We start from the raw sequence: 26,675 nt of genomic DNA, 5'->3' as shown, positions 1-26,675 counted from the left end.
TCAAGATAGCGTCCGGGTCGCCGGTCGCACGGTGTCACCGAACGAGACGGTTCGTCATACTCCAGTACGATTGGCGAAAGGCGCCCCGACGGCGTGTGGCGCATCCCACCGCAGGTGCGCCGTGCTGCGCGCCATTCGTCCCCGAAGGATCGCTCTGTGTCCAAGCCGGTCGTGCTGATCGCCGAAGAACTCTCGCCCGCCACCGTCGATGCCCTCGGGCCCGACTTCGACATCCGCTCGGTCGACGGCACCGACCGCACCGCGCTGCTCTCGGCGATCGCCGACGCGAACGCGATCCTCGTGCGTTCGGCGACGAAGGTCGATGCCGAGGCGATCGCCGCGGCCCCCAAGCTGCGGGTCATCGCGCGAGCGGGCGTCGGGCTCGACAACGTCGACATCAAGGCGGCGACCACCGCCGGCGTCATGGTCGTGAACGCGCCGACCTCGAACATCATCTCGGCCGCCGAGCTCACCGTCGGGCACATCCTGAGCCTCGCCCGACACATCCCCGCGGCGCACGCCGCGCTCGCGCAGGGGGAGTGGAAGCGCTCGGCCTACACCGGCACCGAGCTGTACGAGAAGACCGTCGGCATCATCGGCCTCGGCCGCATCGGCGCGCTCATCACCGCTCGGCTGCAGGCCTTCGGCGTCGAGGTCATCGCGTACGACCCGTACATCACCTCGGCGCGGGCGCAGCAGCTCGGCGTGCAGACCGTGAGCCTCGACGAGCTGCTCGAGCGCAGCGACTTCATCACCATCCACATGCCGAAGACGCCCGAGACGGTCGGCATGATCGGCGCCGAGCAGTTCGCGAAGATGAAGCCGTCGGCGTACATCGTGAACGTCGCGCGCGGCGGCCTCATCGACGAGGACGCGCTGCACGACGCCCTCGTCGCGGGCACCATCGCGGGCGCCGGGCTCGACGTGTTCGTCTCCGAGCCGCCGCGCGAGTCGCCGCTGCTCGGCCTGCCGAACGTCATCGTCACCCCGCACCTCGGCGCGTCGACCGACGAGGCGCAGGAGAAGGCGGGCGTCTCGGTCGCGAAGTCGGTGCGCCTCGCCCTGTCGGGCGAGCTCGTGCCCGACGCGGTCAACGTCGCCGGCGGCGTCATCGACCCGTACGTGCGCCCCGGCATCCCGCTCGTCGAGAAGCTCGGCCTGCTGTTCAGCGGGCTCGCGACCGGTGCGCTCACCAGCCTCGACGTCGAGGTGCGCGGCGAGCTCGTCGACTACGACGTCAGCGTGCTGAAGCTGGCCGCGCTGAAGGGCGTCTTCACCAACGTCGTCAGCGAGACGGTGTCGTACGTCAACGCGCCGCTGCTGGCCGAGCAGCGCGGCATCGCCGTGCGGCTCATCACCGAGGCCGACAGCCCCGAGTACCGCAACGTCATCACGCTGCGCGGAGCGCTCGCCGACGGCCGGCAGCTGTCGGTGTCGGGCACGCTGACCGGCCCGAAGCAGATCGAGAAGCTGGTCGGCATCAACGGGTACGAGATCGAGGTGCCGATCGCCGAGCACCACATCGTCATGCTCTACACCGACCGGCCCGGCATCGTCGCCGTGTACGGCAGCCGATTCGGCGAGGCCGGCATCAACATCGCCGGCATGGCCATCGCGCGCCGCGAGGCCGGCGGGCAGGCGCTCAGCATCCTCACCGTCGACTCGCCCGTGCCCGCCGAGGTGCTGGACGCGGTGCGCGAGGAGATCGCCGCCGACGTCATGGTCGAGGTCGACATCACCGAATAGGCATCCGCGGCGTCGGCGCAGCCGGCGACGCGCAGACAGGATGAGCGGCGCGGCCCCGCCCCCCGGGTGCCGCGCCGGTCTGCGGCGGACGGTTGCCCACCGAGGCTCAGGCTCGGCACGTCAGCGGATACGCTGGGAGGGCTGGCGCGCGAAGGGAGCTCCATGGTACGGACGGTCAGGCTCGCAGTCATTCCCGGCGACGGGATCGGCCCCGAGGTGGTCGCGGAGGCGACGAAGGTGCTCGAGGCGGTCACCGCCGGGTCGGATGTCTCGTTCGAGCAGACCCCGTTCTCGCTCGGCGCCGCGCGCTACCTCGAGACGGGCGACGTGCTCACCGACGCCGATCTCGACGCGATCAAGCGCCACGACGCGATCCTGCTCGGCGCCGTCGGCGGCGTGCCCGGCGACCCGCGCCTGGCCGGCGCCAACATCGAACGCGGGCTGCTGCTGAAGCTGCGGTTCGAGCTCGACCACTACGTGAACCTGCGCCCGACGGTGCTGTACCCGGGGGTGACCAGCCCGCTCGCGAACCCCGGCGAGGTCGACTTCGTGGTCGTGCGCGAGGGCACCGAGGGCCCGTACGTCGGCAACGGCGGCGCGATCCGCCAGGGCACGCCGCACGAGGTCGCCAACGAGGTGTCGGTGAACACGGCGTACGGTGTCGAGCGGGTCGTGCGGTTCGCGTTCGCGCAGGCCGCGGCCCGCCGCAAGCGGCTCACCCTGGTGCACAAGACCAACGTGCTGGTGTTCGCCGGGTCGCTGTGGAAGCGCACGGTCGACGCCGTGGCATCCGAGTTCCCCGACGTCGCCGTCGACTACCTGCACGTCGATGCCGCGACCATCTTCCTGGTCGCAGATCCTGCTAGATTCGACGTCATCGTCACGGACAACCTCTTCGGCGACATCCTGACCGACCTCGCCGGCGCGATCAGCGGCGGCATCGGCCTCGCGGCCTCGGGCAACATCAACCCCGACGGCCGCTATCCCAGCATGTTCGAGCCGGTGCACGGTTCGGCTCCCGACATCGCCGGGAAGGGTCTGGCCGACCCGACCGCCGCGATCGTCTCGGTCGCGCTCCTGCTCCGCCACCTCGGCGAGACGGATGCCGCGACCCGCGTCGAACGCGCGGTCGCCGCCGACCTCGCCGACCGCGGCGACGCCCGTCGCTCGACCTCCGAGATCGGCGACGCCGTCGTCGCCCGCCTCGCCGAAGATTGAACCGTTCCCACGAAAGCGAACATCATGACCATCAACCTCCCGCTCCAGGCACCCAGCGCAGCCGGCCTCACCTGGAACGTCACCCGCAACTCCGAGGCCCGCTCCGACGCGGAGCGCGAGGCGGTCCTCGCGGACCCCGGGTTCGGCAACCACTTCACCGACCATATGGTCGACCTGTGCTGGAGTGAGAAGGGCGGCTGGCACCGCCCGCGCGTCTCGCCGTACGGCCCGATCGAGCTCGACCCGGCCGCCGCGGTGCTGCACTACGCGCAGGAGATCTTCGAGGGCCTGAAGGCGTACCGGCACGCCGACGGGTCGATCCACACGTTCCGCCCGTACGAGAACGCGGCGCGGCTGCAGCGCTCGGCGCACCGCTTGGCGCTGCCCGAGCTGCCGGTCGAGTACTTCATCGACTCGCTGCGCCAGCTCGTCGCCGTCGACGGCGCGTGGGTGCCGACGGCCGACGAGACGAGCCTGTACCTGCGGCCGTTCATGTTCGCCAAGGAGGCGTTCCTCGGGGTGCGGCCCGCGAAGAAGGTGGCGTACTACCTCATCGCGAGCCCGGCCGGTGCGTACTTCCCGGGCGGGGTCGAACCGGTGAACATCTGGCTGTCGACGCAGTACGCGCGCGCGGGCCACGGCGGCACGGGCGCGGCGAAGGCCGGCGGCAACTACGCGTCGAGCCTGCTGCCGCAGGCCGAGGCGTACGAGAAGGGCTGCCAGCAGGTGCTCTTCCTGAACGAGGGCGACCGGCTCGAAGAGCTCGGCGGCATGAACGTCGTGCTCGTCCGCAAGGACGGCACGCTCGTCACCCCCGAGTCCGACTCGATCCTCGAAGGCATCACGCTCGCGTCGATCCTGCAGCTGGCCGCCGACCGCGGACACCAGGTCGAGCAGCGGCCGGTGACGCTCACCGAGTGGCGCGAAGGTGCGGCGTCGGGCGACATCGTGGGCGCGTTCGCGTGCGGCACCGCCGCGGTCGTCGTGCCGATCGGGCGCCTGCTCGCCGAGGACTTCGAGATCGTGCACTCGGGCCCCCAGTCGCAGGAGCTCGCGCTGAGCCTGCGTGCCGAGCTCACCGGCATCCAGTACGGGCGCGTCGAGGACCGCCACGGGTGGATGCTGCGCCTCGACGCGTGAGCGACGCGGCTTGCCCGAACAGACGGAGGTATTCCCTCACGGGCAGTTGGTGCGCAGCTACCGTGGGACGAGCGATCCTGCATGATGCCCAGCTCTGAGGCGACCCGGAGTACTCCGACATGGTTCACGACCCACGACGCACCACGGCAGGGTCGTCGTGCCGTTCCGATGGGGACGGAGTGGATCGGGTCGATCGGCGAGTCGCCGGCCGCCCCGGTGCAGTGGCGATGGGCCCCGATCCACTGCGGACGATGGTCACGAGCCTCCAGCAGGCCGCCGGGAACGCCGCGGTGAGCAGGATCCTGAGTGGGTCTGACGCTGTGCTCGCGTCGGTGCAGCGCGTCAGGATCAAGGATGTGGACTTCGACCTCACCACGCCGGGCGAAGGGCGACGTGTCCGGGCCATGCTCGACACCTACGACGATGTCGCCGACGTGCTGCGATTGCGCGCGGACGTCGAGCGGACGGCGTCCGGCGACGAACGGAAGAAGATGTTGGAGTGGATCGACCAGCGGATCGACGTCCTCCAGCAAGCCCGTGCACGCGAGGAGCGCACTGCGAAACGCGCCAGAGATCGCGCTGAACGCGAGCGGGAGGCCGAACACGTGCGAGCCGACCGGGAGCGCGAACTCAAGCTGGCGGCCGAACTCGAGGACCGGAAGCAGGCCGAACGCGCGCGCCTGCGGCAATTGGTCCTCGATGGCGAGGAACTGGTCGGCCCGTTCCGGGGCGCGGATGGGACGACGCCGCAGCAGGACGACCGGGTGACGTCCTTGTTCGCTCTGGCGCTCGCCCAGGTGCGAGGACGCGCGGAGCCGTTGATCCGGCGGATCCTCTCGACCGTGCATCGTTCGAGGGATGCGCACGAGGTCGAATCGGGCTTCACCCTCAAGGTGCTGAACGGTACCTCCCTTTCCGCCGCCTCCGGCGAACGCGCAGCGGGGATCGCGAACTACGCCGAAGTGACGATCGCGGTGGAGGTTCCCGCATTCCTCGGTCCGAGCACACCGCTGTTCTCACATGTGCGATCACTCGCGCAGCTCGAGTCGGTCATCGATCAGATGCGGAAAGCGACGCCCGAACTCGCATCGACCCTGCTCCACGAGCTCACGCATCTCGCCCTGCACCGCACCTTCGATAACGGGTCGCTGCCGTACGCGGCATCCGGAGCGGAGGAGGACGAGGACGTGGGGGACGAGGATGCGTGGAAAGCGACCAGGGATGCGGTCGCCGAGCTCGAGAGATTCGGCACCCCTGCGGAAGGCGCCGACTCCGCTTCGGCGTCCGACGCTTCGGACTCCGCGAGGGCGATCGCGTCGCGGATTCTCGGATACACGCAGCGGTGGGGCGAGAGCGCAGCGCAGCGGCGCGCGACGGAGGTGGTGTCGCACTTGATCGAGATCGTCCTCGCGAAGGGCATGCCGTACGTCGAGACGCATCTGCCCGCGGGCGCCCGCCTGCTCGCGCGTGTCGAGGCGAAGCTCCCGGCGCCGGACGCGTGAGGCCCCCGAAGCCCGGTACCGTGGTCGCATGAAGGTCGCGCGGTTCAGCCACGGTGAGTCGATCTCGTTCGGCATCGTCGACGAGGAGGAGCACGAGCTCGTCGTGCTGAAGGGCGACCCGATGTACGCGGGCTACGACCCGACCGGCGAGCGCGTGCCGCTCGGCGAGGCGAAGCTGCTCGCGCCCGTCATCCCGCGGTCGAAGATCATCGCGGTCGGGCGCAACTACCGTGCCCACGCCGAGGAGCTCGGCAACGAGGTGCCCGACGAGCCGATGCTGTTCTTCAAGCCGAACACGTCGGTGATCGGCCCCGGCGACGCGATCGTGCTGCCGACCCAGAGCGAGCATGTCGACTTCGAGGGCGAGCTGGCGGTCGTGATCGGGCGGGTCGCCCGCAACGTGCCCGAGGCCGACGCGCTCGGGGTGGTGTTCGGCTATACGGCGGCGAACGACGTGTCCGCGCGGGATCTGCAGCGCCGCGACGGCCAGTGGGCACGCGCGAAGGGCTTCGACACGTTCTGCCCGCTCGGGCCCGTGATCGAGACCGAGTTCGATCCTGCGGCATCGCGGATCGAGGCCGGCGTGAACGGCGAGACCCGCCAGTCGGCGCCGTTCACCGACCTGGTGCACTCGATCCCGGCGATCATCGCGTTCGCCTCGGCGGCGTTCACGCTCCTGCCGGGCGACGTCATCCTCACCGGGACGCCCGCGGGCGTCGCTCAGCTGCACGACGGCGACACCGTGGAGGTCACGATCGCCGGGCTCGGTACGCTGTCGAACCCGGTGCGCGCCGCGCGCTGAGCCCGCCGCCGCTCGCTGAGCGCGCCGCCGCTCGCTGAGCCTGTCGAAGCGCGCTGAGCCCGTCGCTCGCTGAGCCTGTCGAAGCACGCCGAGCCCGCCGCTCGCTGAGCCTGTCGAAGCGCGCGCGCCCCCATCGCCAGGCTCAGGGCGCCATGACGCCCACGCGCCCGACCGCGCGCAGCGCCAGCGTGACATCCTCGTCGTCGTTCCACAGGTGGAAGGCGACGCGGGCACGCCCGGCGCGACCCGATGCGGTGATGCCCGACGCGTGAGCGCCCGCAGGTCGTCGCAGTCGGCGTCGGGCCAGGTCACGATCGCGCTGTCGGATGCCTCGAGGCCGAGCCCGGCCCGGAATGCGTTCGCGAGCCCGACATCGTGCCGTCGGACCTGTTCGGCGTCGAGGGATGCGGCGAACTCGAGCGCGACCTCGGCACCGGCCCACGCATGCCAGGCGGGGGAGACGTCGAACCGGTGCGCGTCGGCGGCGAGGTGCAGGTCGGGGCCGTAGCAGCTCGCCCACGGGTCGGCGCCCGAGTACCACCCCGCGGCCTGCGGGGTGAATTCGGCGAGGGCGCGCTCGCCGAACGATGCGAAGGCGGCGCCGCGGGGCGCGCTCAGCCATTTGTAGGCGTGGCAGACGACGAGGTCGGCGTCGAGCCCGGTGGTGGGCAGCCATCCCGTGGCCTGCGTCGTGTCGACGACGAGCAGGGCGCCGGAGTCGCGGGCGGCGCGCGAGATCCCGGCGAGGTCGGCGAGCTCGCCGGTGGCCGACTGCACGAGGGAGACGGCGACGAGCGCGGTGCGCGGCCCGATCGCGTCCGCGAGGCCGGTGAGCGGCACATGCCGCACCCGCAGGTCGCCGCGCGCGAGGAACGGTGCGACGACCGAGCTGAAGTCGCCGTCGACGCACAGCACCTCGGCCCCGGTCGGCAGCGACGCCGCGGCGAAGCCGACGAACACCGACACCTGCGATCCGATCGCGACGCGCGACGGGCCGGTGCCGAGCAGTCGCGCGGCGTGCGCTCGGCCGCGTTCGACCGCTGCGGAGTAGTCGCCGGCCACCGAACGGCCGCGGCTCCACCGGTCGAGGTCGCGGGCGACGGCGTCGTGGGTCGCGGTCGTCGGCAGGCCCATCGTGCAGGCGGCGAGGTAGCCGCGGCCGGTGGGGTAGGCGGAGCTGGCGGGGTGCATGCGATCAGTTTCGGGGGGAGAGGTTCCATTCGACAACCGCAGGCATTCGATGGTTCGAATAACGCACCATTATGATTCAGCGATGACGGATGCCACGACCGACGAACTCGTCGCCGATCTGCTCGCCGCGATCGACGTGCAGACCGTGCGCGTGGTCCGGGCGATCGCCGAACACGGCTCGCTCACCGCGGCCGCGACGGCGCTCGGCTACAGCCAGCCCGCGGTGAGCCAGCAGTTGCGGCGGTTCGAGGAACGAACGGGCGTCGTCCTCGTGCAGCGCGCGGGCCGCGGCATCCGCCTGACCGAAGCCGGCCGGGTGCTCGCCCGGCACGCGCACGCGGTCGCGACCGCCCTCGAAGCCGCTGCGGGCGAACTGGCGGCCCTGCGGGGCCTGCGCGCCGGGCGGGTGCGGCTCGTCGCGTTCCCGTCGGCATCGGCGACCCTCGTGCCGCGGCTCATCGCCGAACTCGGCCGCACGCATCCGGGGCTCACCGTCACCTACGTCGAAGCCGAGCCGCCCGAGGCGGTCGCCGCGGTACGCGCCGACCGGGCCGACCTCGCCGTGACGTTCAGCTACCCCGGCGACCGTGACGATCCGCACCGCGAGAGTGCGCGCGGGCTCGACGTGCACGAGTTCGGGCGCGAGCCCGTACGGGTCGTGCTGCCGGCGGAGCATCCGGCCGCGACCGACGAGGTCGTCGACCTCGCGACCCTCGCACACGAACCGTGGATCGCCGGATGCCCCCGCTGCCGCGGGCACCTGCTCGACCTCGCCGACGACGCCGGATTCGTGCCGCGCATCGTCGTGGAGACCGACAACTTCGTCGCCGTCGAAGGCATGGTCGCCGAGGGGCTCGGAGTGGCGTTGCTGCCCGGGCTCGCGCTCGCGGCCTCGCCGCGGCATCCCGGCGTCGTCACCCGGCCCACCGCCCGAGGCGACGAACGGTCGCTGCACCTGGTGACCGCCCGCGGCGGCGCGCGCGTGCCCGCCGTCGCCGCCGCGATGCGCGCGCTGGAGGCCGCGCGCCCGACGGTGGGGGCGGTCGATCCAGCCGGGTCGATCGATGCCGCGGGCGCGATCGGTGCCGCCGGCGTGCTCGATACGATGGGAAGCGATGTCTGACACCGCGCACCCCACGACCACCGCCACCGGCAGCGACGTCCGCGTCCGCTTCTGCCCGTCGCCCACCGGCACCCCGCACGTGGGGCTCGTCCGCACCGCCCTGTTCAACTGGGCGTACGCCCGCCACACCGGCGGCACCTTCGTATTCCGCATCGAAGACACCGACGCCGCGCGCGACAGCGAAGAGAGCTACGAGCAGATCATCGACGCGCTCACCTGGCTCGGCCTCGACTGGGACGAAGGCGTGAACGTCGGCGGCCCCCACGCGCCGTACCGGCAGTCGCAGCGCAGCGAGATCTACGCCGACCTCATCGAGCGGCTGAAGGCCGCCGGCCACCTGTACGAGAGCTACTCCACCGCCGAGGAGATCGACGCCCGCAACGAGGCGGCCGGGCGTGCCAAGCAGCTCGGCTACGACAACTTCGACCGGACGCTGACCGAGGAGCAGCGCGCCGCCTTCCGCGCCGAAGGGCGCCGGCCCGCGCTGCGCCTGCGGGTGCCCGAGGTCGACCTCGGGTTCGACGACCTGGTGCGCGGCCGCATCGACTTCCCGGTCGGCTCGACCATCGACTTCGTCGTCGTGCGACCCAACGGCGCGCCGCTCTACACGTTCGTGAACCCCGTCGACGACGCGCTCATGGGCATCACCCACGTGCTGCGCGGCGAAGACCTGCTCTCGTCGACGCCGCGCCAGATCGCCCTCTACCGGGCGCTCATCGACATCGGCGTGTCCGATTTCGTGCCCCGCTTCGGCCACCTGCCGTACGTCATGGGCGAGGGCAACAAGAAGCTGAGCAAGCGCGACCCCGAATCGAACCTCTTCCACCACCGCGACCGCGGGTTCATCCCCGAAGGGCTGCTCAACTACCTCGCGCTGCTCGGCTGGGGGTTCTCGGCCGACCGCGACGTGTTCAGCCGCGACGAGCTCGTCGCCGCCTTCGACGTGGCGAACGTCAACCCGAACCCCGCCCGCTTCGACCAGAAGAAGGCCGAGGCGATCAACGGCGACCACATCCGCCTGCTCGACCCCGCCGACTTCGCCGCCCGCGTCGTTCCGTACCTCGCTGCTGCCGGCGTGGTCTCGGGGCCGCTTTCGGCGGCTGACGAGGCGATCCTCGCGTCGGCTGCGCCCTTGGTGCAGGAGCGCATCGGCCTGCTCGGCGAGGCGCCCGGCATGCTGGGCTTCCTGTTCACGGATGCCTCGGGGCTGACGTACGACGACGCAGCTGTGGCGTCGCTGCCGGCCGACGCGCCTTCGGTCTTGGCCGCCGCTGCCGATGCGCTCGAGCGGGTGCCTGCTGAGTCGTGGGCGACGGCCGAGATCGAGGAGGCGCTGCGCGCCGCGCTCATCGACGGCCTCGGGCTGAAGCCGCGCGTCGCGTTCACGCCCGTACGGGTCGCCGTGTCGGGCCGACGCGTGTCGCCGCCGCTGTTCGAGTCGATGCAGATCCTCGGCAAGATCGACTCGCTCGAGCGGATCGCGGGTTTGCAGGCGCGGCTGGGCTGACGCGGCTGAGCTGACGCGGGCGGCCGCGCTGGCGGCTCGCTGGGTGCGCTGGTGGCTGGCTGGTCGAGGAGCGCCCGGCGGGGTCGGACGCGTTTCGAGACCTGGTGACCCGCCTTCGACGCCGCCCTCGCCGTCTCCCGAATCGAGCCTCGCTCGATTTGGCCGGTGCCACGCCGTGGGCTAGAGTTACTTGTCGGCCCGGGACGCGGTTCAGGGCCATTGGGGTATGGTGTAATTGGCAACACGGCTGATTCTGGTTCAGTTGTTCTTGGTTCGAGTCCAGGTACCCCAGCTGTAAGAGGCGCAGGATTCCGCGGCGAAGTCACCCTTTGCCCATCCTTCTCGTCCGTCCCGATCGAGGTCGAACGACCAGAAACGGGACCAGAAACCCTCGTCGTGCTCCCATCTGCGAACGGTTGTACTGGTCGCGACGAGCCAGCCACGAGGCATCCCGCTGGTTGCGGACCTGTCGCGCGCACCTCGTGTGCATGAACGAGACGACGACGCAGACGGCTCCCTCCTTCCTCACGCAGCACGACCTCTCGGAGCTCCTGCGGCTCCCGGAACGCACGCTCGAGGACTGGCGGCTCACGCCCGCCGGCCCGCCGTTCCTGAACCTCGGTCGGCATGCGCGCTACGAGCTCGCCGATGTCCTCAGATGGGTGGGGGACCAGCGACATGGCTAGGCCCCGAACCTCACCCGGCGAGCTCGGCGCGGTCAGCGTCACGCGCCTCGCCAGCGGTCGCTATCAGGCCCGCGGAGCGACCAGAGACGACAGCGGCGCCCTGCAGCGGCTGCGCGCGAGCGGCGACACCGAAGAAGAGGCGCGCGCGGACCTCGAGCGGAAGGCCGCCCGCTTCAGTGCCGGCGGCGGCAGCGGACTCACTCCGCGCAACACGATCGCCGAAGGCGTCGAACTCGGGCTCGAACAAGTTCGCAGCAGGGCGCAGGCGGGAAGCCTCAGTTTCTCGACCTTCGAGGCGGACGAGACCGCCGCGCGGAAGATCATCGTTCCCCGGTACGGCGCTGTGCGCTTCGAGCAGCTCACCGTCGGCCGCTGCGACCGAATGATCCAGCACATCCTCGCCAACGAACGCGCCGCCGAAGAACCGCGAGCTCGAGGCTCAGACTGCAAGCGCGAGCACCGCCAGCACGATCGAGGCGACGGACGAGACCGAACGCACCCCGTTCAACACGTTCCAGCGGCGTTCGAACGCGACGCGCGAAGCGGATGGAGACGACGATGACTGCTCCAGCGCGGTGTTCAACGGGACGTTCCCGCCGACGGTCACGATGACCGCTCCGCAGAAGAAGACGACGCCGGCAGCGACGAGCAACCATCCGCGCGGGCCATCCAGGTCGATGAGACCTGCCCACACCAGCGGCAGCGGCGGCAGGAAGATCGGCAACAGGAACAGCGGGTTCACCACGGCACGATTGATCGATCTCATCGACGACACGAACGTCTGATCGTCGGTACGGCCCAGACCGGGCATCACGCCGGTCGAGAACGACCAGAACGTCCCGCCGCCGAGCGCGAGAAGGACGATACCGATGGCTGCGAGGATGTCGGACAGGTCCACGTAGGGCAATGTACGGCACCGCGCCCCCACCGCGGCCGTTCCCCGCCGCGAGCCACCGCCGCCCACGGCCGACTCGTGGCGGATGACGACGCCTCACCAGGCGCGGACGGACTCTCCGCGGGCGAGGTCGCGCCGCCGACTCCTATCGTGACCGGAGCCGTCGAGTCGATGGGGAGTCGTCCCCGTCGCCACCGCCGTCACCACCCGATACGCTCGCGATGCTGTCGCGCGCTGGATGCCGGAGCGGGGCTGCGCGCTGGGTTCCGCATCGACGTCCGACGCACAGGGAGTCCCAGGCCGAGCGGATTCGACCTTCGCGCCCTCGCCGACGACGCCCCGATGCGGCAGCTCCCGAGTGGACAGCCCCACGCCCGACGAATCGACCGCGGTCGTCTCGTCGATGGCGTTCGCCACTGCGTCGCCGACGAAGGTCTCGAAGTCACAGGAGAAACCAAGCATGAAGAAGATCGTCCTGCCCGTCGTGCTCGCTGGAGCGCTCAGCCTCGGCCTCACGGGCTGCATCACGCTGCCGACCCCGCAGCCGACCGAGAAGGTCGTCGATGCGCCCGCCGAGACCGAAGAGACCGAGGAGTCGACCGACATCTCGACCGATGCCACGGCCGGCGGGGTCGCCCAGCCCGGCGACGTCATCGAGAACGGCGAGTGGTTCACCTACACGTTCGTGAACTACGACGACGCGTCCGCCACGATCCAGGCCCGGTTGCTGAGCAGCACCCCGGCGACTCCCGCGCAGGTCGACCTGCTCGTCGCGGAGATCCCGCAGCTGAAGGGGTACAACGTCGTGCTGCTCCAGTTCGAGCAGCGGAAGATCGACGGTGCCGAGATCGCCTTCGATGCCGACTACACCAGCTTCATCCCGGCCACCGTCACCGGCCAGCCGGCCCAGGAAGTCTCGGTCATCGGCTGGGACGACTGCCCCAGCGAGTCCTTCTCCAAGGAGTTCGACGCCGGCACCGAGAGCATCACGAGCTGCGTCGTCGGCGCGTGGGTCGACGGCGGCGACCAGATCGGCGGCATCCTCTACACCGGCCCGTCGGCCCTCGACGACAACCCGTTCAGCCAGTACGGCGGCGAGCCGGTCTTCCTGAAGAGCTGACCGTCACGCCCGGACTCCGAAACGGATCCCCGGGGAGGCGAGGCGACCGCGACGCGGGCGCCTCGCCTCTTCGGCGTTCCACGATCGCGAGCATCGGATGCCTCGCACCCGCGATTGCCCCCTGTTGCGGGGCAGACCGGGGGTGACCCGCCTGGCTATCCTCAGGGAATGCAGCAGCAGATCGACTGGCTGGTCCCGACAGCCCTGCCCGCCCTCGACGGCGATGAGGACTTCGTCGGATTAAACGCGCAGGTCATCGATTTCTGGCGTTACGCCGCCCCCGATCTGCGCACGAACACGGTTCGCGCCCTGCTGGCCGAGTTCCTCGTCGCCCGTGCACTGGGCATGCGCGCCACGCGCGTCGAGTGGGACGATGTCGACCTCCGCTGGGAGGATCTGGCGATCGTGGTGAAATCCGCCGCCTTCCTGCAGGCGTGGGATCAACGTCAGCTCGCGCGCATCGTCTTCACCGGGTTGCGCGGTCAGTCGTGGCATCCGCGCACCGGATACTCGGGCGTGGCCACCCATCGCGGCGACGTCTACGTCTTCGCCGTGCAGACCTCGACGAGCCATGAGGCCTACGACCCGCTCGACCTGCGGCCGTGGCGGTTCTGGGTGCTCCCGAAGCGCACCCTCGAGGATCTCGGCGCGTCGTCGATCAGCCTCACCGCCATACGCGAACTGGTCGATCCGGTCGCGCTCGACGGGCTCCGCGACGCGGTGCGTCGAGCGGGCACGGGAGCGTAGACGACCAGGGCGGTCGGATGCCGCGGGCTCGCGCGCGAGGCATCCGATTCAGTGCACGAGCGTGTCAGTGCACGAGCGTGCCGAGCCAGATGACCGCAACGCCGAAGCCGGCCGTGACGAGCGCGCCCAGCGTGCGCATCCACCAGGGATTGCCGGGGCGGGCCGAGTTCAGCCAGCCCATCACCGCGAGCTCGGCGACGCCGACCCAGAGGGCGAGGTAGTACGCGACGTACTCGTCGACGAGGCCGATCACCGCGAGCAGCAGGAAGAACACCGGCAGCAGCATGGCCAGCAGCAGACCTGCCGTGTGCGCGGCCGCCGAGAGCACCGCCCGCCAGAGCGCGATCCCGCGTCCGGCGGGGGTGCGTCGCCCGGCGACGACCGCGGCGTACACATGCGTGAGCCACAGCACGACGACCGACCCCACGATGAACCCGAGCACCTCGAGGTCGGTGTCGAAGTGCCACCCGATCGCGGTCAGCGCGCTCACCAGCACCACGCCGTGCACGCCGTGGTCGGTGAAGGCGACGTCGACGAACGTGCGCGCCGCACCGGCGCTGCCGCGCCCGACCGCGGGCTCGGTCGCACGCGCCCCCTGCGCGTCCCCCATGCCGTGACGGTACACCTCCGTCGCGGCATCCGTCACGCCGGCCCCGCCCTCCGACGGCTGGACAAGCCGCCCCCGCTGATGTTGCATGGAGGAGGACGCCGCGGACGCTCGCCGGCGTCCCGTGCCGACAGATCCACCGGGGGAGGTGCGCATGGCCCGTCCGACGAAGCCGCGCAACAAGCGCAACCGCGACTTCGCCGAGACGAGGACACCCGGCGGCATCCTCGGGGGCGTCCTCGGACTGCTGCTGGCGAGCGCCGCCGCCGCGGGGCTCGTCGTGACGGCCGCGGCACCGGGACTCGCAATGGTGGGCGTCACCGCATCCAGCACGATCTCGATCTTCGATAACCTGCCCGGCTACCTCGAGATCGGCGAGCTCAGCGAGAAGAGTGACATCTATGCGATGAGCTCCGATGGCACGCCGGTGCACCTCGCCTCGTTCTACGACCAGAACCGCGTCGAGGTCGGGTGGGATCAGGTCAGCCAGTACGTGAAGGATGCCGCGGTCGCCGGCGAGGACCCCCGGTACTACAGCCACGGCGGGATCGACCTGCAGGGCACGGTGCGCGCGGCGCTGACCACGGCCGCCGGCCGGCAGACGCAGGGCGGCTCCTCGATCGCCCAGCAGTACGTGAAGAACGTGCGCGTGCAGGAGTGCGAACGCGACGCGGGCGCACGGCTCAGCGAGGAGGCCGAGGAGGAGGAGCTCTCGGCCGACGAGCAGCGGGCGAAGCTCGACGAGGCCCGCCTCGCCTGCTACGACAAGGTGACCGAGACCACCATCGATCGCAAGCTGAAGGAGATGCGCCTCGCGATCGGGGTCGAGAAGCGGTACAGCAAGGACGAGATCCTGCTCGGCTACCTGAACATCGCCGGGTTCGGCGGCACCGTCTACGGCATCGAGGCGGCGGCGAACTACTACTTCTCGACGTCCGCCGCGAATGTGACGCTCGCGCAGGCCGCCGCGCTCATGGCGATCGTGAACAACCCGCAGAAGTTCCGCCTCGATCTGCCCGAGAGCGAGACGAACGGCGCCGCCAACGGGTACGCCGATACGCTGCTGCGCCGCGACTACATGCTGGAGAAGATGCTCGACGAGGGCAAGGTGACGCAGGCCGAGTACGACGAGGCCGTCGCCACGCCGATCCAGCCGGTGATCACCGAACCGAGCACCGGCTGCCAGACGGCTGGGGGCTCGGCGTACTTCTGCGACTACGTCACCCAGATCCTCGAGAACGACCCGGCGTTCGGCGACGACGCCGAGGAGCGGTTCCTGAACTTCCGCCGCGGCGGCTACCAGATCTACACCACGCTCGATCTCGACCTGCAGGGCGCCGCCGAACGCGCCATCGCCGAGAACGTTCCGCAGGTGTACCCAGGCTGGGATGTCGGCGGGGTCATCTCGAGCGTCGAGGTCGGCACCGGTCGCGTGCTGGCGATGGCGCAGAACAAGCAGTACAGCCAGGACCCCGCCGTCGTCGCCGGTCGCCCCGAGTACACCGGCATCAACTACAACACCGACTACGACTACGGCGGCTCCAGCGGGTTCCAGCCCGGATCCTCGTACAAGGTGTTCACGCTCGCGCAGTGGCTCGCGGAGGGGCACGGCCTGAGCGAGCGCGTCGACTCGCGGCGCAAGAGCAACTGGGGTGCGTTCCGCGACAGCTGCCTCGGCCCCCAGGTCGCCGACGCCGGCTGGAATCCCCGCAACGACGCCAATGAGGCCGGTGCCAACTACAGCGCGCTCGAGTCGACGATCGGATCGATCAACACCGGGTTCCTCGGCATGGCGAAGCTGCTCGACCAGTGCGGCATCGCCCAGAAGGCCGAGGCGTTCGGCGTGCACCGCGCCGACGGCGACCCGCTGCTCCACGTCCCGTCGGCGGTGATCGGCACCAACGAGGTCGCCCCGCTCAGCATGGCGATCGCGTTCGCGGGCATCGCGAACAACGGCGTGTCGTGCTCGCCGATCGCGATCGACCGCATCGTGGGCAAGGACGGCCAGGAGATCGCCCCGCCGAAGTCGACCTGCACCCAAGCGGTCGTGCCCGAGGTGGCGGCCGGTATGCACTACGGCCTGCGGCGCGTCATGTCGAGCGGCACGGGCAGTGCGTCGAACGCGGCGACCTCGCCGCGCGTCCCGCTGATCGGCAAGACCGGCACGACCGACGGTGCGAAGGACACCTGGATGGTGGGCGCGAGCACGCGGGTGGCGACGGCCGCCGCGGTGGTCAGCGTGACCGGCGACGCCAACCAGCGCGGCATCTCGTTCGCCAGCGGGCAGGCGGCGACGGCACGACACCGGATGTGGCCGATCGTGATGTCGGTCGCGGCGGCGAAGTACGGCGGGGGAGAGTTCAGCGAGCTCGGTCCCGGCCCGGTCGTCGGGCGTGCCGACGGGTTCCAGCAGTACACGCCGGCACCAGAGCAGACGACCGCGCCCGCCACGCCGGCCGAGGTCGGCGACCTGCCGCCTGCGGATGACCCCGGGAACGGCGGCGGCCGCGGCGGCGGGGGCGACCGCGGTGACGGCGGCGGCGGTGGCGGCGGTGGCGGTGACCGCGGCGGTGGCGGTGGCGGCGACCGCGGCGGCGGGGGTCGCGGCGGCTGAGCGGCCCCGGGCTCAGAGATCGAGGGTGTCGCCGGGTTCGAGGGCGACGTACTCGCCGCCGACCTGCTCGGTCGCCCAGCGGAGGCGCGCGTTCGACAGGTCCTTTCCGGCGCGCGCGAGCAGCATCTCGTGCGTCGGGAACGCGCGACGCGGCGACACCGCGATCACGTAGTCCATCGCCTCGCTGATCTTCATCCACGGCGCGGCCGCAGGCGCGGCCAGCACCTCGACGGGGACGCCGGGCGCGACGAACGAGTCGCCGGCGTAGTACAGCGTCTCGTTCACGAGCACCCCGACGTTGTCGATCACGGGGATCGACGGATGGATCACCGCGTGGGTTCCGCCGAAGAAGCGCAGACGGAACGGTCCGACCTCGACCTCGTCGCCGGGTTCGACCTGCTGCACCTCGAGGCCCTCCGCGCCGGCGGCGCGCACGACGCCCCGGGGGCCGAACAGGCGTGCGCCGGGGCTCTGCTCGAGGATGCGCCGCAGCTGATCGGGGGTCCAGTGGTCGTCGTGCTCGTGCGTGAGCACGACGGCAACCGTGCCGGCCGCCTCGGTGACCGGGGTGGTGAATTTGCCCGGATCGATGAAGAGGCGGTGCCCGTTCTCGACGATCTCGAGCGCGGCGTGTTCGTGCTTGGTGAGGCGCATACGCCGAGCCAACACCGCTCCGATGCGCGATGCAACCCGTCCGCCTGCGATGATCTCTCCGTGACCCGCCATCCGCGACGGCTGATCGTCGCCGTCAATCCGCTCGCCTCGTTCGGCCGCAACCGTGCGGTCGGCCCTGCGGTCGTCGCCCGCCTCGTCGACGAGGGCCACCGGGTGCAGATGCTGCGCGAGGCGAACTTCGAACTGCTTCGCCGCGAGGCCGAGTCGGCGTTCGCGCAGGGCGCCGACGGAGTGATCGTGGTCGGCGGCGACGGCATGGTCTCGCTCGGGGCGAATCTCGTCGCGGGGACCGGGGTGCCGCTCGGCGTCGTCGCCGCGGGGACCGGCAACGACCTCGCGCGCGGACTCGGCCTGCCCCACGACGATCCCGGCGCGGCCACCGAGGCGCTCGTCGCCGCGCTCGGGCGCGAGCCGCGCTCGGTCGATGCGGCGCGCGTCGAGCACGGGGGCACGACGACCTGGTTCGCGTGCATCCTCTCGGCCGGCTTCGATGCGATCGTCAACGAACGAGCGAATCGGATGACCCGCCCCCGCGGGCCGAGCCGGTACACCCTCGCACTGCTGCGCGAGCTCGCCACGTTCCGCCCGCGTCGGTACGCGATCACCATCGACGGCGAGCGACGCGAACAGCGGGCCATGCTCGTCTCGGTCGCGAACAACGTCTCGCTCGGCGGCGGCATGCGGGTGGTGCCGCATGCCGACCTCTCCGACGGCCTCCTCGACGTCTTCATCGTGCACCCCCTCAGCCGACTTCGGTTGCTGCGGGTGTTCCCGAAGGTCTTCGCGGGTACGCACGTCGATCATCCGGCGGTCGAGTTCCGCACCGCGACGCGGGTCCGGCTCGAATCCGACGACGCCATCGCGTACGCCGACGGCGAGCGGATCGGGTCGCTGCCGGTCGACATCGAGGTGGTGCCGGGGGCCCTTCGGGTGTTCGTCTGAGGGGCCCGTGCTCGATTTGGAACGTGCTCTGAACTGTGCCATACTCTTCGAGTTGCTGAAACGGAACTGAGTTCCGAAGACACGGCCCCATCGTTTAGCGGCCTAGGACGCCGCCCTCTCACGGCGGTAGCGCGGGTTCAAATCCCGCTGGGGTCACCAACAGCGACATCGGCTGAAAGCCCTCGCGCGAGCGAGGGCTTTCGTCGTATCAGGACACGGTGCGGGGGCGGGGCTTATAGGCAAGAACGTGTGGATGGTGTCGGGCGTGTCATGTTCTGCCTGCCCATCCTGAGCGGGTCCAGAGGCCTTCTTCGGCGCTCAGGGCGGTGTCGTAGAGTGCGGGTCCGATGGGGTCTTCTGTCGGTGGTTCGACGTGTTTCGGTGCGGGCTGGTGGGCGTGCTTGTGTGCTTGATCGATGGGGATCTCGTGGAGGAGCAGGAACCATTCGGCGGCCCTTCGGCGGTGTTCGATCGGCATGCCGCGGTGGTGGCGGAGGAGGTTGCGGATCTGGGAGTTCAGGCCTTCCAAGCGTGAGGTTGCTCTTGGGTTGCCGTGCTCGAGGTTGGTGAAGATGTGTCCGGCTTGCGCGGCGCGGTGCAGGATCACCCAGGCTTTGCGGAGCCGGTGATGGGTGTACCCGAACTGGCCGTTGTCGTACATGCTGCGTTCTCGGGTGAGGTGCCCGTATTTCTGCCACCAGGCTTCGAGCGTGAGCCGCCAGGTGATCGCGTCATCGACCGTGTGGACATCGGTCAGGGCGAGCGCGATCTGTCGGAGTGCTTTGCCGGCGTGCAGGCGTGGTTTGCGTGTGAGTTCGCGGGTCACGTTCATCTGCAGGTGGAAGATACAGCGTTGGACCTTGGTGTCTGGCCAGGTTCGCGCGAGTGCGGAACGGATCCCGGAGCCCCCATCGGTGACGACCACGGTCGGTGGTGGGATCTGGGTGAACAGGGCTTCCCACGCGGCAGTGGACTCGCTTGCGGCCCATTGCCAGGCGATCACGGTCCCGGTCGAGGATTGCGCGATCAGGAGGCACCAGGACCCGACCCAGACGCCGTCGACGAGGACCGCGTCATGGACTTCACCGGTGATCGGCATGCGGGGTTGAAGGTCCCAGCACCAGGCGGTGTCGTGACGGAAGGAACGTCCAGTACCGCCGCCGAGCTCGGCCTGAGATGCTTTGCCCGTCAGCCAGGTCAGGAACCGGCGTAACTGCTCACGTCTGGTGACATCCGGACGTCGCCGTACGGAGGAGGCCCCGCAGTCCCGGCACCGCCACCGCTGCGTTCCGGCCGCGGTCGTCCCGTTCTTCACGAGCAACGATCCGCATACCATGCAGCGCGTCTGATTCGAGGGATGGTTCACGACTAAGGGTCGCGGACCATGACAATACTCGTGCTGCCGCGTGATTCCGCCGCGAGATCAAGATCCCATCCACACGTTCTTGCCTATAACCCGGGGGCGGCGCCCCGGAGCATCCGCCCCGAGGCATCCGGCCGCGACATCCGCCCCGAGGCATCCGGCCGCGACATCCGCCCCGAGGCATCCGCCCGCGACATCCGCCCCGAGGCATCGAGGCCGGCCCGCCTGAGGAGAGCCGACCTCGACGACCGCCTCAGCGGCGGTCGGTTCCCGCTCCGGCCGCCTCCAGCCGGGCCGATGCCTCGAACTCGGCGAGCTCGTCGACCGGGTCGGGCGTGTACGGCACGGCGACGCCGTCGTGGATCTCGTGCGGTGCGGCCCGGTGGTAGCTCATGCGGTCGATGAGCGCGAGGGCGAGAGCGCTCAGGATGAACACGCAGTGGATGATCACCTGCCACATGACGCCGGTGGGCGTGTACTTCTCGTCGCCCTCGGTGACGCCCGAGTCGGTCATGCCGCCGACCTCGATGAAGGTCTTCAGCAGGTGGATCGACGAGATGCCGATGATCGCCATCGCGAGCTTGACCTTCAGCACGTTCGCATTGACGTGCGAGAGCCATTCGGGCTGGTCGGGGTGCCCGTCGACGCCGATGCGCGAGACGAACGTCTCGTAGCCGCCGATGATCACCATGATGAGCAGGTTCGCGATCATGACGACGTCGATGAGCCCGAGCACGGCGAGCATGATCTTCGCCTCGTCGATCTCGGCGGCGTGCAGCAGCACGTCCTCGCCGAGGTGCCACAGCTCGACCATGAACACCACGACGTAGATCGCTTGCGCGACGATCAGGCCGAGGTAGAGCGGCGCCTGCAGCCACCGGCTCGTGAAGATGAGGCCGCCGATGGCACGGCCCCAGGGGGCGGTTCGGTGCACGGGGGCGGCCGGGGGAACGGGGGACGGGGGCGTCGTACGGGCGCTCACGGTTCTCCTTCTCTGGGGGCCTCCAGCCTAGGGGCCGCTGTCCGCTAGACTCCTGCGAAGCGAAGGGGAGTATCCCGCGGGGCGAGCGCCTCGGCCACGATCGTCAGTACGAGCGCCAGTGTCGGCGCTCCGGGCGTGGCGGCGCAGACGATGCGCGACAGGGAGAGACGTTCGGGTCCTCGCCGTACCCACTCACCCTGAAAGGCCGCCTGTGCTCGAACTCCCCGTCTGGTTCGAAGTCGGATCCCTCGTCGTCCTCACCCTGATCCTCGCCGGCGACCTGCTGCTCGTCCTGAAGCGGCCGCACGTCCCCTCGTTCAAGGAGTCGACCCTCTGGGTGGTCTTCTACGTCGCGCTCGCGCTCGTCTTCGCCGGGCTGATGTTCCTGCTCGGCGATGCCGAGCACGGCGGTCAGTTCCTCGCGGGCTGGCTCACCGAGTACAGCCTCTCCATCGACAACCTGTTCGTGTTCGTCATCATCATGGCGAGGTTCTCGGTGCCGAGGAAGCTGCAGCAGGAGGTGCTGATGGTGGGCATCATCATCGCCCTCGTCCTGCGCGGGGTCTTCATCCTGCTGGGGGCCTCGTTGATCGAGAACTTCAGCTGGATCTTCTACATCTTCGGCGCGTGGCTGGTCTGGACCGCGATCCAGCAGGTGCGCGGCGACAACGAGGACGACGACAGCGAGACCTTCATCGTGCGGATGCTCCGCAAGCGCGTGAACCTCACCGACGAGTACGACGGGGTGAAGCTGCGCACGACGATCGACGGCAAGCGATTCTTCACGCCGATGCTGATCGTGTTCGTGGCGATCGGCACCACCGACCTGCTGTTCGCGCTCGACTCGATCCCGGCGATCTTCGGCATCACGCACTCGGCGTTCATCGTGTTCACCGCCAACGTGTTCGCGTTGATGGGCCTGCGGCAGCTCTACTTCCTGCTCGGCGGGCTGCTCGAACGACTCGAGTACCTGAAGTACGGCATCGCGTTCATCCTCGCGTTCATCGGCGTGAAGCTGGTGCTGCACGCGTTGCACGTGAACGAGCTGCCGTTCATCAACGGCGGCGAGCACATCGAGTGGGCGCCCGAGATCTCGACGTGGATGTCGCTGGGCGTCATCATCGCGGCGATGGCCGTCGCGACCGTCGCGAGCCTCGTGAAGGCCCGCGTCGAGGCGAAACGGCGCGGAAACCGGCTGCTCGACGAGGTGCCGCACTTCACCGACGACGGCAGTCGGCGCGACCGCTGACGGGTGCCTGTGCACCGTCGTCCGTCGCCGATCGTGCGCCTTGGTACGGTGGAGTGCCCGCGCGAGCGCGGGCAGGATCGACCGGATGCGGAAGGCGGAGGTGGTCGGTGGCGACTGACGACGAGGGCACGATGTCGCTGCCCGATGAGTCGGCCGTGCTCTCGCACAGCGCCCGCAGCGATGTGGGCCGCGTGCGGCAGGTCAACGAAGACGCGGTGCTCGCCGAGGCGCCCGTCTACGTCGTCGCCGACGGTATGGGCGGCCATGCGCGCGGCGACGCCGCCAGCCGCGCCGCGCTCGACACGTTCCGCCGACACCTCGATTTCGGCGCGCCCGTGCGGCCCGAGCAGGTGCTCGACGCGATCCACACCGCGAACACGGCGGTGCGGGCGCTGAGCGCCGAGGGCGAAGAGGGCACCGCGGTCGCCGGCACCACGCTCGCGGGCGTCGCGCTCGTCGACGCGGGCGACGCCGGGGGGCTGCGCTGGATGGCGTTCAACGTCGGCGACTCGCGCATCTACGCGTGGGACGGCCGACGGCTCGAGCAGGTGAGCGTCGATCACTCGGCGGTGCAGGAGCTGGTCGACGCGGGGGTGATCTCGGCCGACGAGGCCGAGCGCCACCCCGATCGCAACGTCATCACGCGGGCGCTCGGCGCCGACGACTGGGTGGATCCCGACGTGTGGCTGCTGCCCGCGACGGGCCGGCAGGTGTTCCTGCTCTGCACCGACGGGCTCACCAAAGAACTCGGCGCCGATCAGATCGCGGGCATCCTCGCCGCCGGAGCGCACGGCAGCGCCGGCGAACTCGTCGACGCCGCGGTGGCGCGCGGCGGCCGCGACAATGTCTCGGTGGTCGTCATCGAATCCCAGATCGGCTCGGTCTCCGCCGGCGACGACGAGACCACCCGCGACCGTCCCGACGAGGCCACCGCCCCGCGGCCGGAGGCCGGCGCATGATGTTCGGGTACCGCCCGGGTGCGGGCGACTGGCTCGCCGTCGTCCGCGGCGACGCGGTGCTGCTCCTGCCGCGCCGCGACGACGCCGCGATCGTCGAGCTGTGGGCCGCGCTCGGCGAGGCCGACCCCTACGGTGCCGTGCTCGGCCGATTCGCGCGCGACGGACTCGAGTCGATGCCGCCGTTCGCGCTGGTGGTCGGCGGCGCGCCCGGCGGCGCGCGTCGCGTCGCGGTGCGCACAGGCTGCGCGGTCGTCGCCGACGGGCGGACGATCCGCGCGACGTCCGAGACCGCCTGGCTCGAGCAGACGATCGAGGCGGATGTCGCGTGGGAGGCGTTCGGCGAAGGCGCCGGCGGGGGTGCGGGCGCGGGCGGCAGCGTGTGGCCGATCCGCGAGGCCGTCGTGTTCGCGGCCGGCGTGCGATCCGCCGAAGAGACGGATGCCGCGACCGGCGCGCAGCCGTCGAGCCCGCCGCAGCACACCCTGAAGCCCGAGCCCGAGCCAGAGCCCGACGACGCGGTCGAGGACTCGACCATCGTGATCGATCGGTCGGCTCTGCGCCGACCCGGCGCGGCCCAGCAGCCGGCGCAGGCCGGCCCGACCGCACCGCAGCAGATCGTGCCGACGTCGTTCGGGGGCGAGCACGACGGCGCCACGGTCGTGGTGTCCTCGCCCGCCGAGCTGCGCCGCGAGGCATCCGCTCATCTCGACCGATCCGCGCAGCCCGCCGCGCCGCCCGCCGCACCGCAGCCCGCGCCCGCCGTGCGCCTGCGCCTCCCCGGCGGCGCGGTCGAGCCGCTCGCCGGCGACGTGGTGCTCGGTCGCTCGCCGAGCGTGAACCGCGCCGCGGGCACCCGGCTCCCCAGACTCATCACCCTCGGCGCCGGCGACCCCGACATCTCGCGCAGCCACGTGCGCGTGGGGCTCGAGGGCGGCACCGTCGTGGTCACCGACCTGCACTCGCGCAACGGCACGAACGTGCTGCAGCCCGGTCGGCCACCGGTGAAGCTGCGGCCCGGAGAACCGACCCCCGTGCTGATCGGCACCGTCGTCGACCTCGGCGGCGGCTGGAGCTTCGCGGTGGAGGCAGGCTGATGCATCGCCCGGTCTCATCGCCTCCCGAGCTGCCCGGATACCGGTTCATCGAACCGCTCGGATCCGGCGGGTTCGCCGATGTGTTCCTGTACGAGCAGCGACTGCCGCGACGTCGCGTGGCGGTCAAGGTGCTGCTGGCCGAGGACCTCGCGGGCGACGCGCGCGCCCAGTTCGTGGCCGAGGCCAACCTCATGGCGCAGCTGTCGGCGCATCCCTATATCGTCACGATCTTCCACGCCGACGTCGCCGCCGACGGGCGGCCGTACTTCGTCATGGAGTACTGCTCGGGTCCGAGCCTGGCCACCCGCCTGAAGCAGACGCCGTTCGCCGTCGACGACGCGCTGCGCACGGGCGTGCGGCTCGCGGGCGCCGTCGCGACCGCGCACGCCGCCGGCATCCTGCACCGCGACATCAAGCCCGCCAACGTGCTCACGAACGACTACGGCTGGCCGGCGCTCACCGACTTCGGCATCTCGTCGACGCTCGACGGCGAGCTGCCGACGCACACCATGACCATCGGCGACCTGCACGGCACCGGCACGGGCCGGTCGGCCGTCGGCATGAGCGTGCCGTGGTCGCCGCCCGAACTGTTCGACGACGACCCGCGCCCCGACACCCGCAGCGACGTGTTCGCGCTCGCCGCGACCGTGCACACGCTGCTCGCCGGGCGGTCGCCGTTCGAGATCCCGGGGCGTTCGAACGGCACCCTCGATCTCATCGGCCGCATCGAACGCGGCGCGATCACGCCGATCGACCGGCTCGACGTGCCGCGCAGTCTCGTCGACGTGCTGCGCACCGGCATGGCCGTGCGGCGCGACGACCGGTACCAGAGCGCGGTCGAGTTCGCCCGCGCGCTGCAGCGGGTCGAGCTCGAGCTGGGCTACGCGGCGACCTCGATCGAGGTGCCGACGCTCGTCGAGCACGATCCACGGTCCGACGCCGAGCCGGGCGGCGGATCCGGCGGCCCCGGCGAGGAGGCGACTCGGGCTCGGGCGGTGCAGACCGTGCAGGCGCAGGCGGTGCCGGTCGCACCGGTCGCGCCGCCGGCCGCCGACGCGGACGCGACTCGGGCTCGGACGCCCCAGCGCGTGGAGGCGCAGCCCGCCGTCGAGGTCGACGAGCGCACCGTGCTGCGTCCGGCGCGGAGCCAGCCGTCGTCGGACGCCGGTCGCGTCGCGAACGAGGAGACGGTGGTGCGCACCAAGACCGCGCCGCCCGAGCGTTCTCGGCGGTCGCGGGCCGGGCTGGTCGTCGGCATCGTCGCGGCGGTCGTCGTCGCGGCCGCCGTCGTCATCGGCATCGTGTTCTCGGTGATGAACCCGACCGGCCGGCAGAACGAGGCGACCGAAGCCCCAGGCGAGGACGCGGTCGTCGAACAGGCCGTGCCGGTACCCGACGTCGCCCCCGGCGTGCTCTCGGCCGACGGCACCGTCGCGACCTTCGCGGTGTCGCACGACGCCGCTGCCGACGGCGACCTCTACCGCTGGACGCGGGCCGACGGCTCGGGCGGCATGCAGGTGGCCGAGGGGCCGCAGATCACGGTGGACGGGCTCGCACCCGGGCAGACCGTCTGCATCGACGTCCGCGTGCAGCGCGGCAGCAAGACGTCCGACGAGGTGCGCGCATGCACGCCATGACCCCGCTCCGGGTGGAGTTCTGCGGCGAGTGGACGACGGTCCAGCCGGACCGGCCGTTCGGCATCGGGCGCGAGGCCGACCTGGTGATCGATGACAATCCGTACCTGCACCGCACCTTCCTCACGCTCGCGGCCGAGCACGGACTGTGGTGGCTGCACAACGTCGGCCAGCTGCTCTCGGCGACGGTGTCGGATGCCACGGGAAGTGTGCAGGCCTGGCTCGGCCCCGGCGCACGCCTGCCGATCGTGTTCCCGACGCTGCATGTGATGTTCAGCGCCGGCGCGACGACCTACGACTTCACCGTGCACGCCGAGTCCGACTTCTACGCGACCACCCTCACGGCCGAGACCGACGTCGACGGCACCACGATCATGCCGATCTCGCTCACGCCGAGCCAGCGCCTGCTCGTGCTCGCGCTGGCCGAACCGGTGCTGCGCCAGCCGTCGGCGGGGCGGGCGACGGTCCCCTCGTCGGCGGAGGCGGCGGCGCGACTCGGCTGGAGCATGACGACCTTCAATCGCAAGCTCGACAATGTGTGCGAGAAGCTCGACCGGTTCGGTGTCGACGGCCTGCGCGGGGGCCGGGGGCGGCTCGCGACGAATCGCCGGGCACGGCTGGTCGAGTACGCGGTCGCGACTCGGCTCGTGAGCGTCGCCGACCTGCACCTGCTCGACCGGGCCGAACCCGAGGCGCGCTGATCGCGGTCTCGTCGCCGAGCAGGCCACCGCCGGTGCCGGCGCGGTCGCGGTCGCGGTCGCTCGACCGTCGCCCGAGGTCATGGGGAGCCCTCCCCGTTTGGGGGGTTCAGGTCACCGTGTTAGGTTGAAGCCCGGTTCGGAGGTCGGCCTCCGCTCCGCCGTCCCTGCACGCACGACC

The 26,675-nt window shown here is 70.8% G+C and carries 24 protein-coding genes, 2 tRNA genes and 1 pseudogene; 19 read left to right on the top strand and 8 right to left on the bottom strand.

The window, feature by feature from the left end; all coding sequences use genetic code 11:
* The first annotated feature begins 156 nt into the window (after nucleotides 1-156).
* The 5 genes from serA to MTO99_RS06665 all read left to right on the top strand — a co-directional run bounded on the left by serA (nucleotide 157) and on the right by MTO99_RS06665 (nucleotide 6,408).
* Nucleotides 157-1,746 carry a phosphoglycerate dehydrogenase gene (gene serA, locus MTO99_RS06685; protein ID WP_243558018.1) on the top strand — a complete coding sequence of 530 codons (1,590 nt, stop codon included), beginning with the start codon at nucleotides 157-159 and terminating at the stop codon, nucleotides 1,744-1,746.
* 162 nt (nucleotides 1,747-1,908) lie between these two features.
* Entirely contained in the window at nucleotides 1,909-2,964 is a 1,056-nt protein-coding gene (locus MTO99_RS06680; protein WP_243558017.1) for a 3-isopropylmalate dehydrogenase, read from the top strand.
* A 24-nt stretch (nucleotides 2,965-2,988) separates the two neighbouring features.
* A complete protein-coding gene (locus tag MTO99_RS06675) occupies nucleotides 2,989-4,104 on the top strand; it encodes a branched-chain amino acid aminotransferase (RefSeq protein ID WP_243558016.1) in 1,116 nt (371 codons plus the stop codon).
* Between the two features lie 251 nt (nucleotides 4,105-4,355).
* Nucleotides 4,356-5,606 carry a hypothetical protein gene (locus MTO99_RS06670; protein ID WP_243558015.1) on the top strand — a complete coding sequence of 417 codons (1,251 nt, stop codon included), beginning with the start codon at nucleotides 4,356-4,358 and terminating at the stop codon, nucleotides 5,604-5,606.
* Between the two features lie 28 nt (nucleotides 5,607-5,634).
* A complete protein-coding gene (locus MTO99_RS06665; RefSeq protein ID WP_243558014.1) occupies nucleotides 5,635-6,408 on the top strand; it encodes a fumarylacetoacetate hydrolase family protein in 774 nt (257 codons plus the stop codon).
* 399 nt (nucleotides 6,409-6,807) lie between these two features.
* Here the strand turns inward: MTO99_RS06665 and MTO99_RS06660 are convergent.
* Nucleotides 6,808-7,542 (bottom strand): annotated as a pseudogene (locus MTO99_RS06660) (aminotransferase class V-fold PLP-dependent enzyme); the annotation flags it as partial.
* A gap of 139 nt (nucleotides 7,543-7,681) precedes the next feature.
* Between MTO99_RS06660 and MTO99_RS06655 the strand changes: the two are divergent.
* The 4 genes from MTO99_RS06655 to MTO99_RS06640 all read left to right on the top strand — a co-directional run bounded on the left by MTO99_RS06655 (nucleotide 7,682) and on the right by MTO99_RS06640 (nucleotide 10,915).
* Nucleotides 7,682-8,722, top strand: a complete 1,041-nt coding sequence (locus MTO99_RS06655) for a LysR family transcriptional regulator (protein WP_243558013.1) — start codon at nucleotides 7,682-7,684, stop codon at nucleotides 8,720-8,722.
* Nucleotides 8,715-10,229 (top strand): glutamate--tRNA ligase, encoded by a 1,515-nt coding sequence (gene gltX, locus MTO99_RS06650; RefSeq protein WP_243558011.1) that lies wholly within the window; start codon nucleotides 8,715-8,717, stop codon nucleotides 10,227-10,229. The genes MTO99_RS06655 and gltX overlap by 8 nt, the downstream gene beginning before the upstream one ends.
* A gap of 220 nt (nucleotides 10,230-10,449) precedes the next feature.
* Nucleotides 10,450-10,521 (top strand) — tRNA-Gln (locus MTO99_RS06645).
* A gap of 196 nt (nucleotides 10,522-10,717) precedes the next feature.
* Nucleotides 10,718-10,915: a helix-turn-helix transcriptional regulator gene (locus tag MTO99_RS06640; protein ID WP_243558009.1), complete on the top strand. Its 198-nt coding sequence runs from the start codon at nucleotides 10,718-10,720 to the stop codon at nucleotides 10,913-10,915.
* Between the two features lie 10 nt (nucleotides 10,916-10,925).
* On the opposite strand, the gene MTO99_RS06635 is transcribed toward MTO99_RS06640, so the two are convergent.
* From MTO99_RS06635 to MTO99_RS06625, 3 genes are all read right to left on the bottom strand, one after another.
* A complete protein-coding gene (locus tag MTO99_RS06635; protein WP_243558008.1) occupies nucleotides 10,926-11,309 on the bottom strand; it encodes a hypothetical protein in 384 nt (127 codons plus the stop codon).
* Between the two features lie 45 nt (nucleotides 11,310-11,354).
* The gene (locus MTO99_RS06630; RefSeq protein WP_243558007.1) at nucleotides 11,355-11,813 is read right to left on the bottom strand and encodes an anthrone oxygenase family protein; all 459 of its coding nucleotides are present in this window, start codon (nucleotides 11,811-11,813) and stop codon (nucleotides 11,355-11,357) included.
* A gap of 93 nt (nucleotides 11,814-11,906) precedes the next feature.
* Nucleotides 11,907-12,272 carry a hypothetical protein gene (locus MTO99_RS06625; protein WP_243558006.1) on the bottom strand — a complete coding sequence of 122 codons (366 nt, stop codon included), beginning with the start codon at nucleotides 12,270-12,272 and terminating at the stop codon, nucleotides 11,907-11,909.
* On the opposite strand from MTO99_RS06625, the gene MTO99_RS06620 reads away from it, so the two are divergent.
* Both MTO99_RS06620 and MTO99_RS06615 read left to right on the top strand, forming a co-directional pair.
* Nucleotides 12,271-12,930, top strand: a complete 660-nt coding sequence (locus tag MTO99_RS06620) for a hypothetical protein (RefSeq protein WP_243558005.1) — start codon at nucleotides 12,271-12,273, stop codon at nucleotides 12,928-12,930. The two genes, MTO99_RS06625 and MTO99_RS06620, sit on opposite strands and share 2 nt — an antisense overlap.
* Nucleotides 12,931-13,098: 168 nt before the next feature.
* A complete protein-coding gene (locus MTO99_RS06615) occupies nucleotides 13,099-13,677 on the top strand; it encodes a hypothetical protein (protein ID WP_243558004.1) in 579 nt (192 codons plus the stop codon).
* 64 nt (nucleotides 13,678-13,741) lie between these two features.
* Here MTO99_RS06615 and MTO99_RS06610 read toward each other — a convergent pair whose 3' ends face one another.
* Nucleotides 13,742-14,287 (bottom strand): hypothetical protein, encoded by a 546-nt coding sequence (locus MTO99_RS06610; RefSeq protein ID WP_243558003.1) that lies wholly within the window; start codon nucleotides 14,285-14,287, stop codon nucleotides 13,742-13,744.
* A gap of 151 nt (nucleotides 14,288-14,438) precedes the next feature.
* Here MTO99_RS06610 and MTO99_RS06605 point away from each other — a divergent pair, with 151 nt between their 5' ends.
* On the top strand, nucleotides 14,439-16,898 hold the full coding sequence (locus MTO99_RS06605; RefSeq protein ID WP_243558002.1) for a transglycosylase domain-containing protein: 2,460 nt from the start codon (nucleotides 14,439-14,441) through the stop codon (nucleotides 16,896-16,898).
* A gap of 12 nt (nucleotides 16,899-16,910) precedes the next feature.
* On the opposite strand, the gene MTO99_RS06600 is transcribed toward MTO99_RS06605, so the two are convergent.
* Entirely contained in the window at nucleotides 16,911-17,552 is a 642-nt protein-coding gene (locus MTO99_RS06600; protein ID WP_243558000.1) for an MBL fold metallo-hydrolase, read from the bottom strand.
* Here MTO99_RS06600 and MTO99_RS06595 point away from each other — a divergent pair.
* Entirely contained in the window at nucleotides 17,499-18,515 is a 1,017-nt protein-coding gene (locus MTO99_RS06595) for a diacylglycerol/lipid kinase family protein (RefSeq protein WP_354002517.1), read from the top strand. The genes MTO99_RS06600 and MTO99_RS06595 overlap by 54 nt on opposite strands.
* An 83-nt stretch (nucleotides 18,516-18,598) precedes the next feature.
* Nucleotides 18,599-18,674: transfer RNA gene (locus MTO99_RS06590), tRNA-Glu, on the top strand.
* A gap of 109 nt (nucleotides 18,675-18,783) precedes the next feature.
* Here MTO99_RS06590 and MTO99_RS06585 read toward each other — a convergent pair.
* Complete coding sequence (locus tag MTO99_RS06585; protein ID WP_243558879.1) at nucleotides 18,784-19,851, bottom strand: IS1249 family transposase; 1,068 nt, start codon at nucleotides 19,849-19,851, stop codon at nucleotides 18,784-18,786.
* 280 nt (nucleotides 19,852-20,131) lie between these two features.
* Nucleotides 20,132-20,860 carry a TIGR00645 family protein gene (locus MTO99_RS06580; protein ID WP_243557998.1) on the bottom strand — a complete coding sequence of 243 codons (729 nt, stop codon included), beginning with the start codon at nucleotides 20,858-20,860 and terminating at the stop codon, nucleotides 20,132-20,134.
* A gap of 211 nt (nucleotides 20,861-21,071) precedes the next feature.
* Here MTO99_RS06580 and MTO99_RS06575 point away from each other — a divergent pair, with 211 nt between their 5' ends.
* The 5 genes from MTO99_RS06575 to MTO99_RS06555 all read left to right on the top strand — a co-directional run bounded on the left by MTO99_RS06575 (nucleotide 21,072) and on the right by MTO99_RS06555 (nucleotide 26,497).
* Nucleotides 21,072-22,109, top strand: coding sequence for a TerC family protein (locus tag MTO99_RS06575; RefSeq protein ID WP_243557997.1), 1,038 nt, complete (start codon nucleotides 21,072-21,074; stop codon nucleotides 22,107-22,109).
* A gap of 107 nt (nucleotides 22,110-22,216) precedes the next feature.
* Nucleotides 22,217-23,068, top strand: coding sequence for a PP2C family protein-serine/threonine phosphatase (locus tag MTO99_RS06570; protein WP_243557996.1), 852 nt, complete (start codon nucleotides 22,217-22,219; stop codon nucleotides 23,066-23,068).
* Complete coding sequence (locus MTO99_RS06565) at nucleotides 23,065-24,162, top strand: FHA domain-containing protein (protein ID WP_243557995.1); 1,098 nt, start codon at nucleotides 23,065-23,067, stop codon at nucleotides 24,160-24,162. Before MTO99_RS06570 ends, MTO99_RS06565 begins: the two co-directional genes overlap by 4 nt.
* Nucleotides 24,162-25,799, top strand: a complete 1,638-nt coding sequence (locus MTO99_RS06560) for a serine/threonine-protein kinase (RefSeq protein WP_243557994.1) — start codon at nucleotides 24,162-24,164, stop codon at nucleotides 25,797-25,799. Before MTO99_RS06565 ends, MTO99_RS06560 begins: the two co-directional genes overlap by 1 nt.
* Complete coding sequence (locus MTO99_RS06555; protein ID WP_243557993.1) at nucleotides 25,787-26,497, top strand: hypothetical protein; 711 nt, start codon at nucleotides 25,787-25,789, stop codon at nucleotides 26,495-26,497. Before MTO99_RS06560 ends, MTO99_RS06555 begins: the two co-directional genes overlap by 13 nt.
* Nucleotides 26,498-26,675: the final 178 nt, after the last annotated feature.

Origin of the sequence: Agromyces larvae (assembly GCF_022811705.1) — a bacterium.
GTDB classification, from domain to species: domain Bacteria; phylum Actinomycetota; class Actinomycetes; order Actinomycetales; family Microbacteriaceae; genus Agromyces; species Agromyces larvae.
Note: the sequence above shows the minus strand (reverse complement) of the source record. Positions and strands in the feature narration are given on the sequence as shown.

Coding starts and splice junctions, on each gene's coding strand:
- MTO99_RS06640 (WP_243558009.1), top strand. CDS start 10,718: ATGAACGAGACGACGACGCAGACGGCTCCCTCCTTCCTCACGCAGCAC.
- MTO99_RS06625 (WP_243558006.1), bottom strand. CDS start 12,272: ATGCTTGGTTTCTCCTGTGACTTCGAGACCTTCGTCGGCGACGCAGTG.
- MTO99_RS06600 (WP_243558000.1), bottom strand. CDS start 17,552: ATGCGCCTCACCAAGCACGAACACGCCGCGCTCGAGATCGTCGAGAAC.
- MTO99_RS06665 (WP_243558014.1), top strand. CDS start 5,635: ATGAAGGTCGCGCGGTTCAGCCACGGTGAGTCGATCTCGTTCGGCATC.
- MTO99_RS06585 (WP_243558879.1), bottom strand. CDS start 19,851: ATGGTATGCGGATCGTTGCTCGTGAAGAACGGGACGACCGCGGCCGGA.
- MTO99_RS06620 (WP_243558005.1), top strand. CDS start 12,271: ATGAAGAAGATCGTCCTGCCCGTCGTGCTCGCTGGAGCGCTCAGCCTC.
- MTO99_RS06560 (WP_243557994.1), top strand. CDS start 24,162: ATGCATCGCCCGGTCTCATCGCCTCCCGAGCTGCCCGGATACCGGTTC.
- MTO99_RS06670 (WP_243558015.1), top strand. CDS start 4,356: ATGGTCACGAGCCTCCAGCAGGCCGCCGGGAACGCCGCGGTGAGCAGG.
- MTO99_RS06605 (WP_243558002.1), top strand. CDS start 14,439: ATGGCCCGTCCGACGAAGCCGCGCAACAAGCGCAACCGCGACTTCGCC.
- MTO99_RS06615 (WP_243558004.1), top strand. CDS start 13,099: ATGCAGCAGCAGATCGACTGGCTGGTCCCGACAGCCCTGCCCGCCCTC.
- MTO99_RS06610 (WP_243558003.1), bottom strand. CDS start 14,287: ATGGGGGACGCGCAGGGGGCGCGTGCGACCGAGCCCGCGGTCGGGCGC.
- MTO99_RS06675 (WP_243558016.1), top strand. CDS start 2,989: ATGACCATCAACCTCCCGCTCCAGGCACCCAGCGCAGCCGGCCTCACC.
- MTO99_RS06555 (WP_243557993.1), top strand. CDS start 25,787: ATGCACGCCATGACCCCGCTCCGGGTGGAGTTCTGCGGCGAGTGGACG.
- MTO99_RS06565 (WP_243557995.1), top strand. CDS start 23,065: ATGATGTTCGGGTACCGCCCGGGTGCGGGCGACTGGCTCGCCGTCGTC.
- MTO99_RS06680 (WP_243558017.1), top strand. CDS start 1,909: ATGGTACGGACGGTCAGGCTCGCAGTCATTCCCGGCGACGGGATCGGC.
- gltX (WP_243558011.1), top strand. CDS start 8,715: ATGTCTGACACCGCGCACCCCACGACCACCGCCACCGGCAGCGACGTC.
- MTO99_RS06655 (WP_243558013.1), top strand. CDS start 7,682: ATGACGGATGCCACGACCGACGAACTCGTCGCCGATCTGCTCGCCGCG.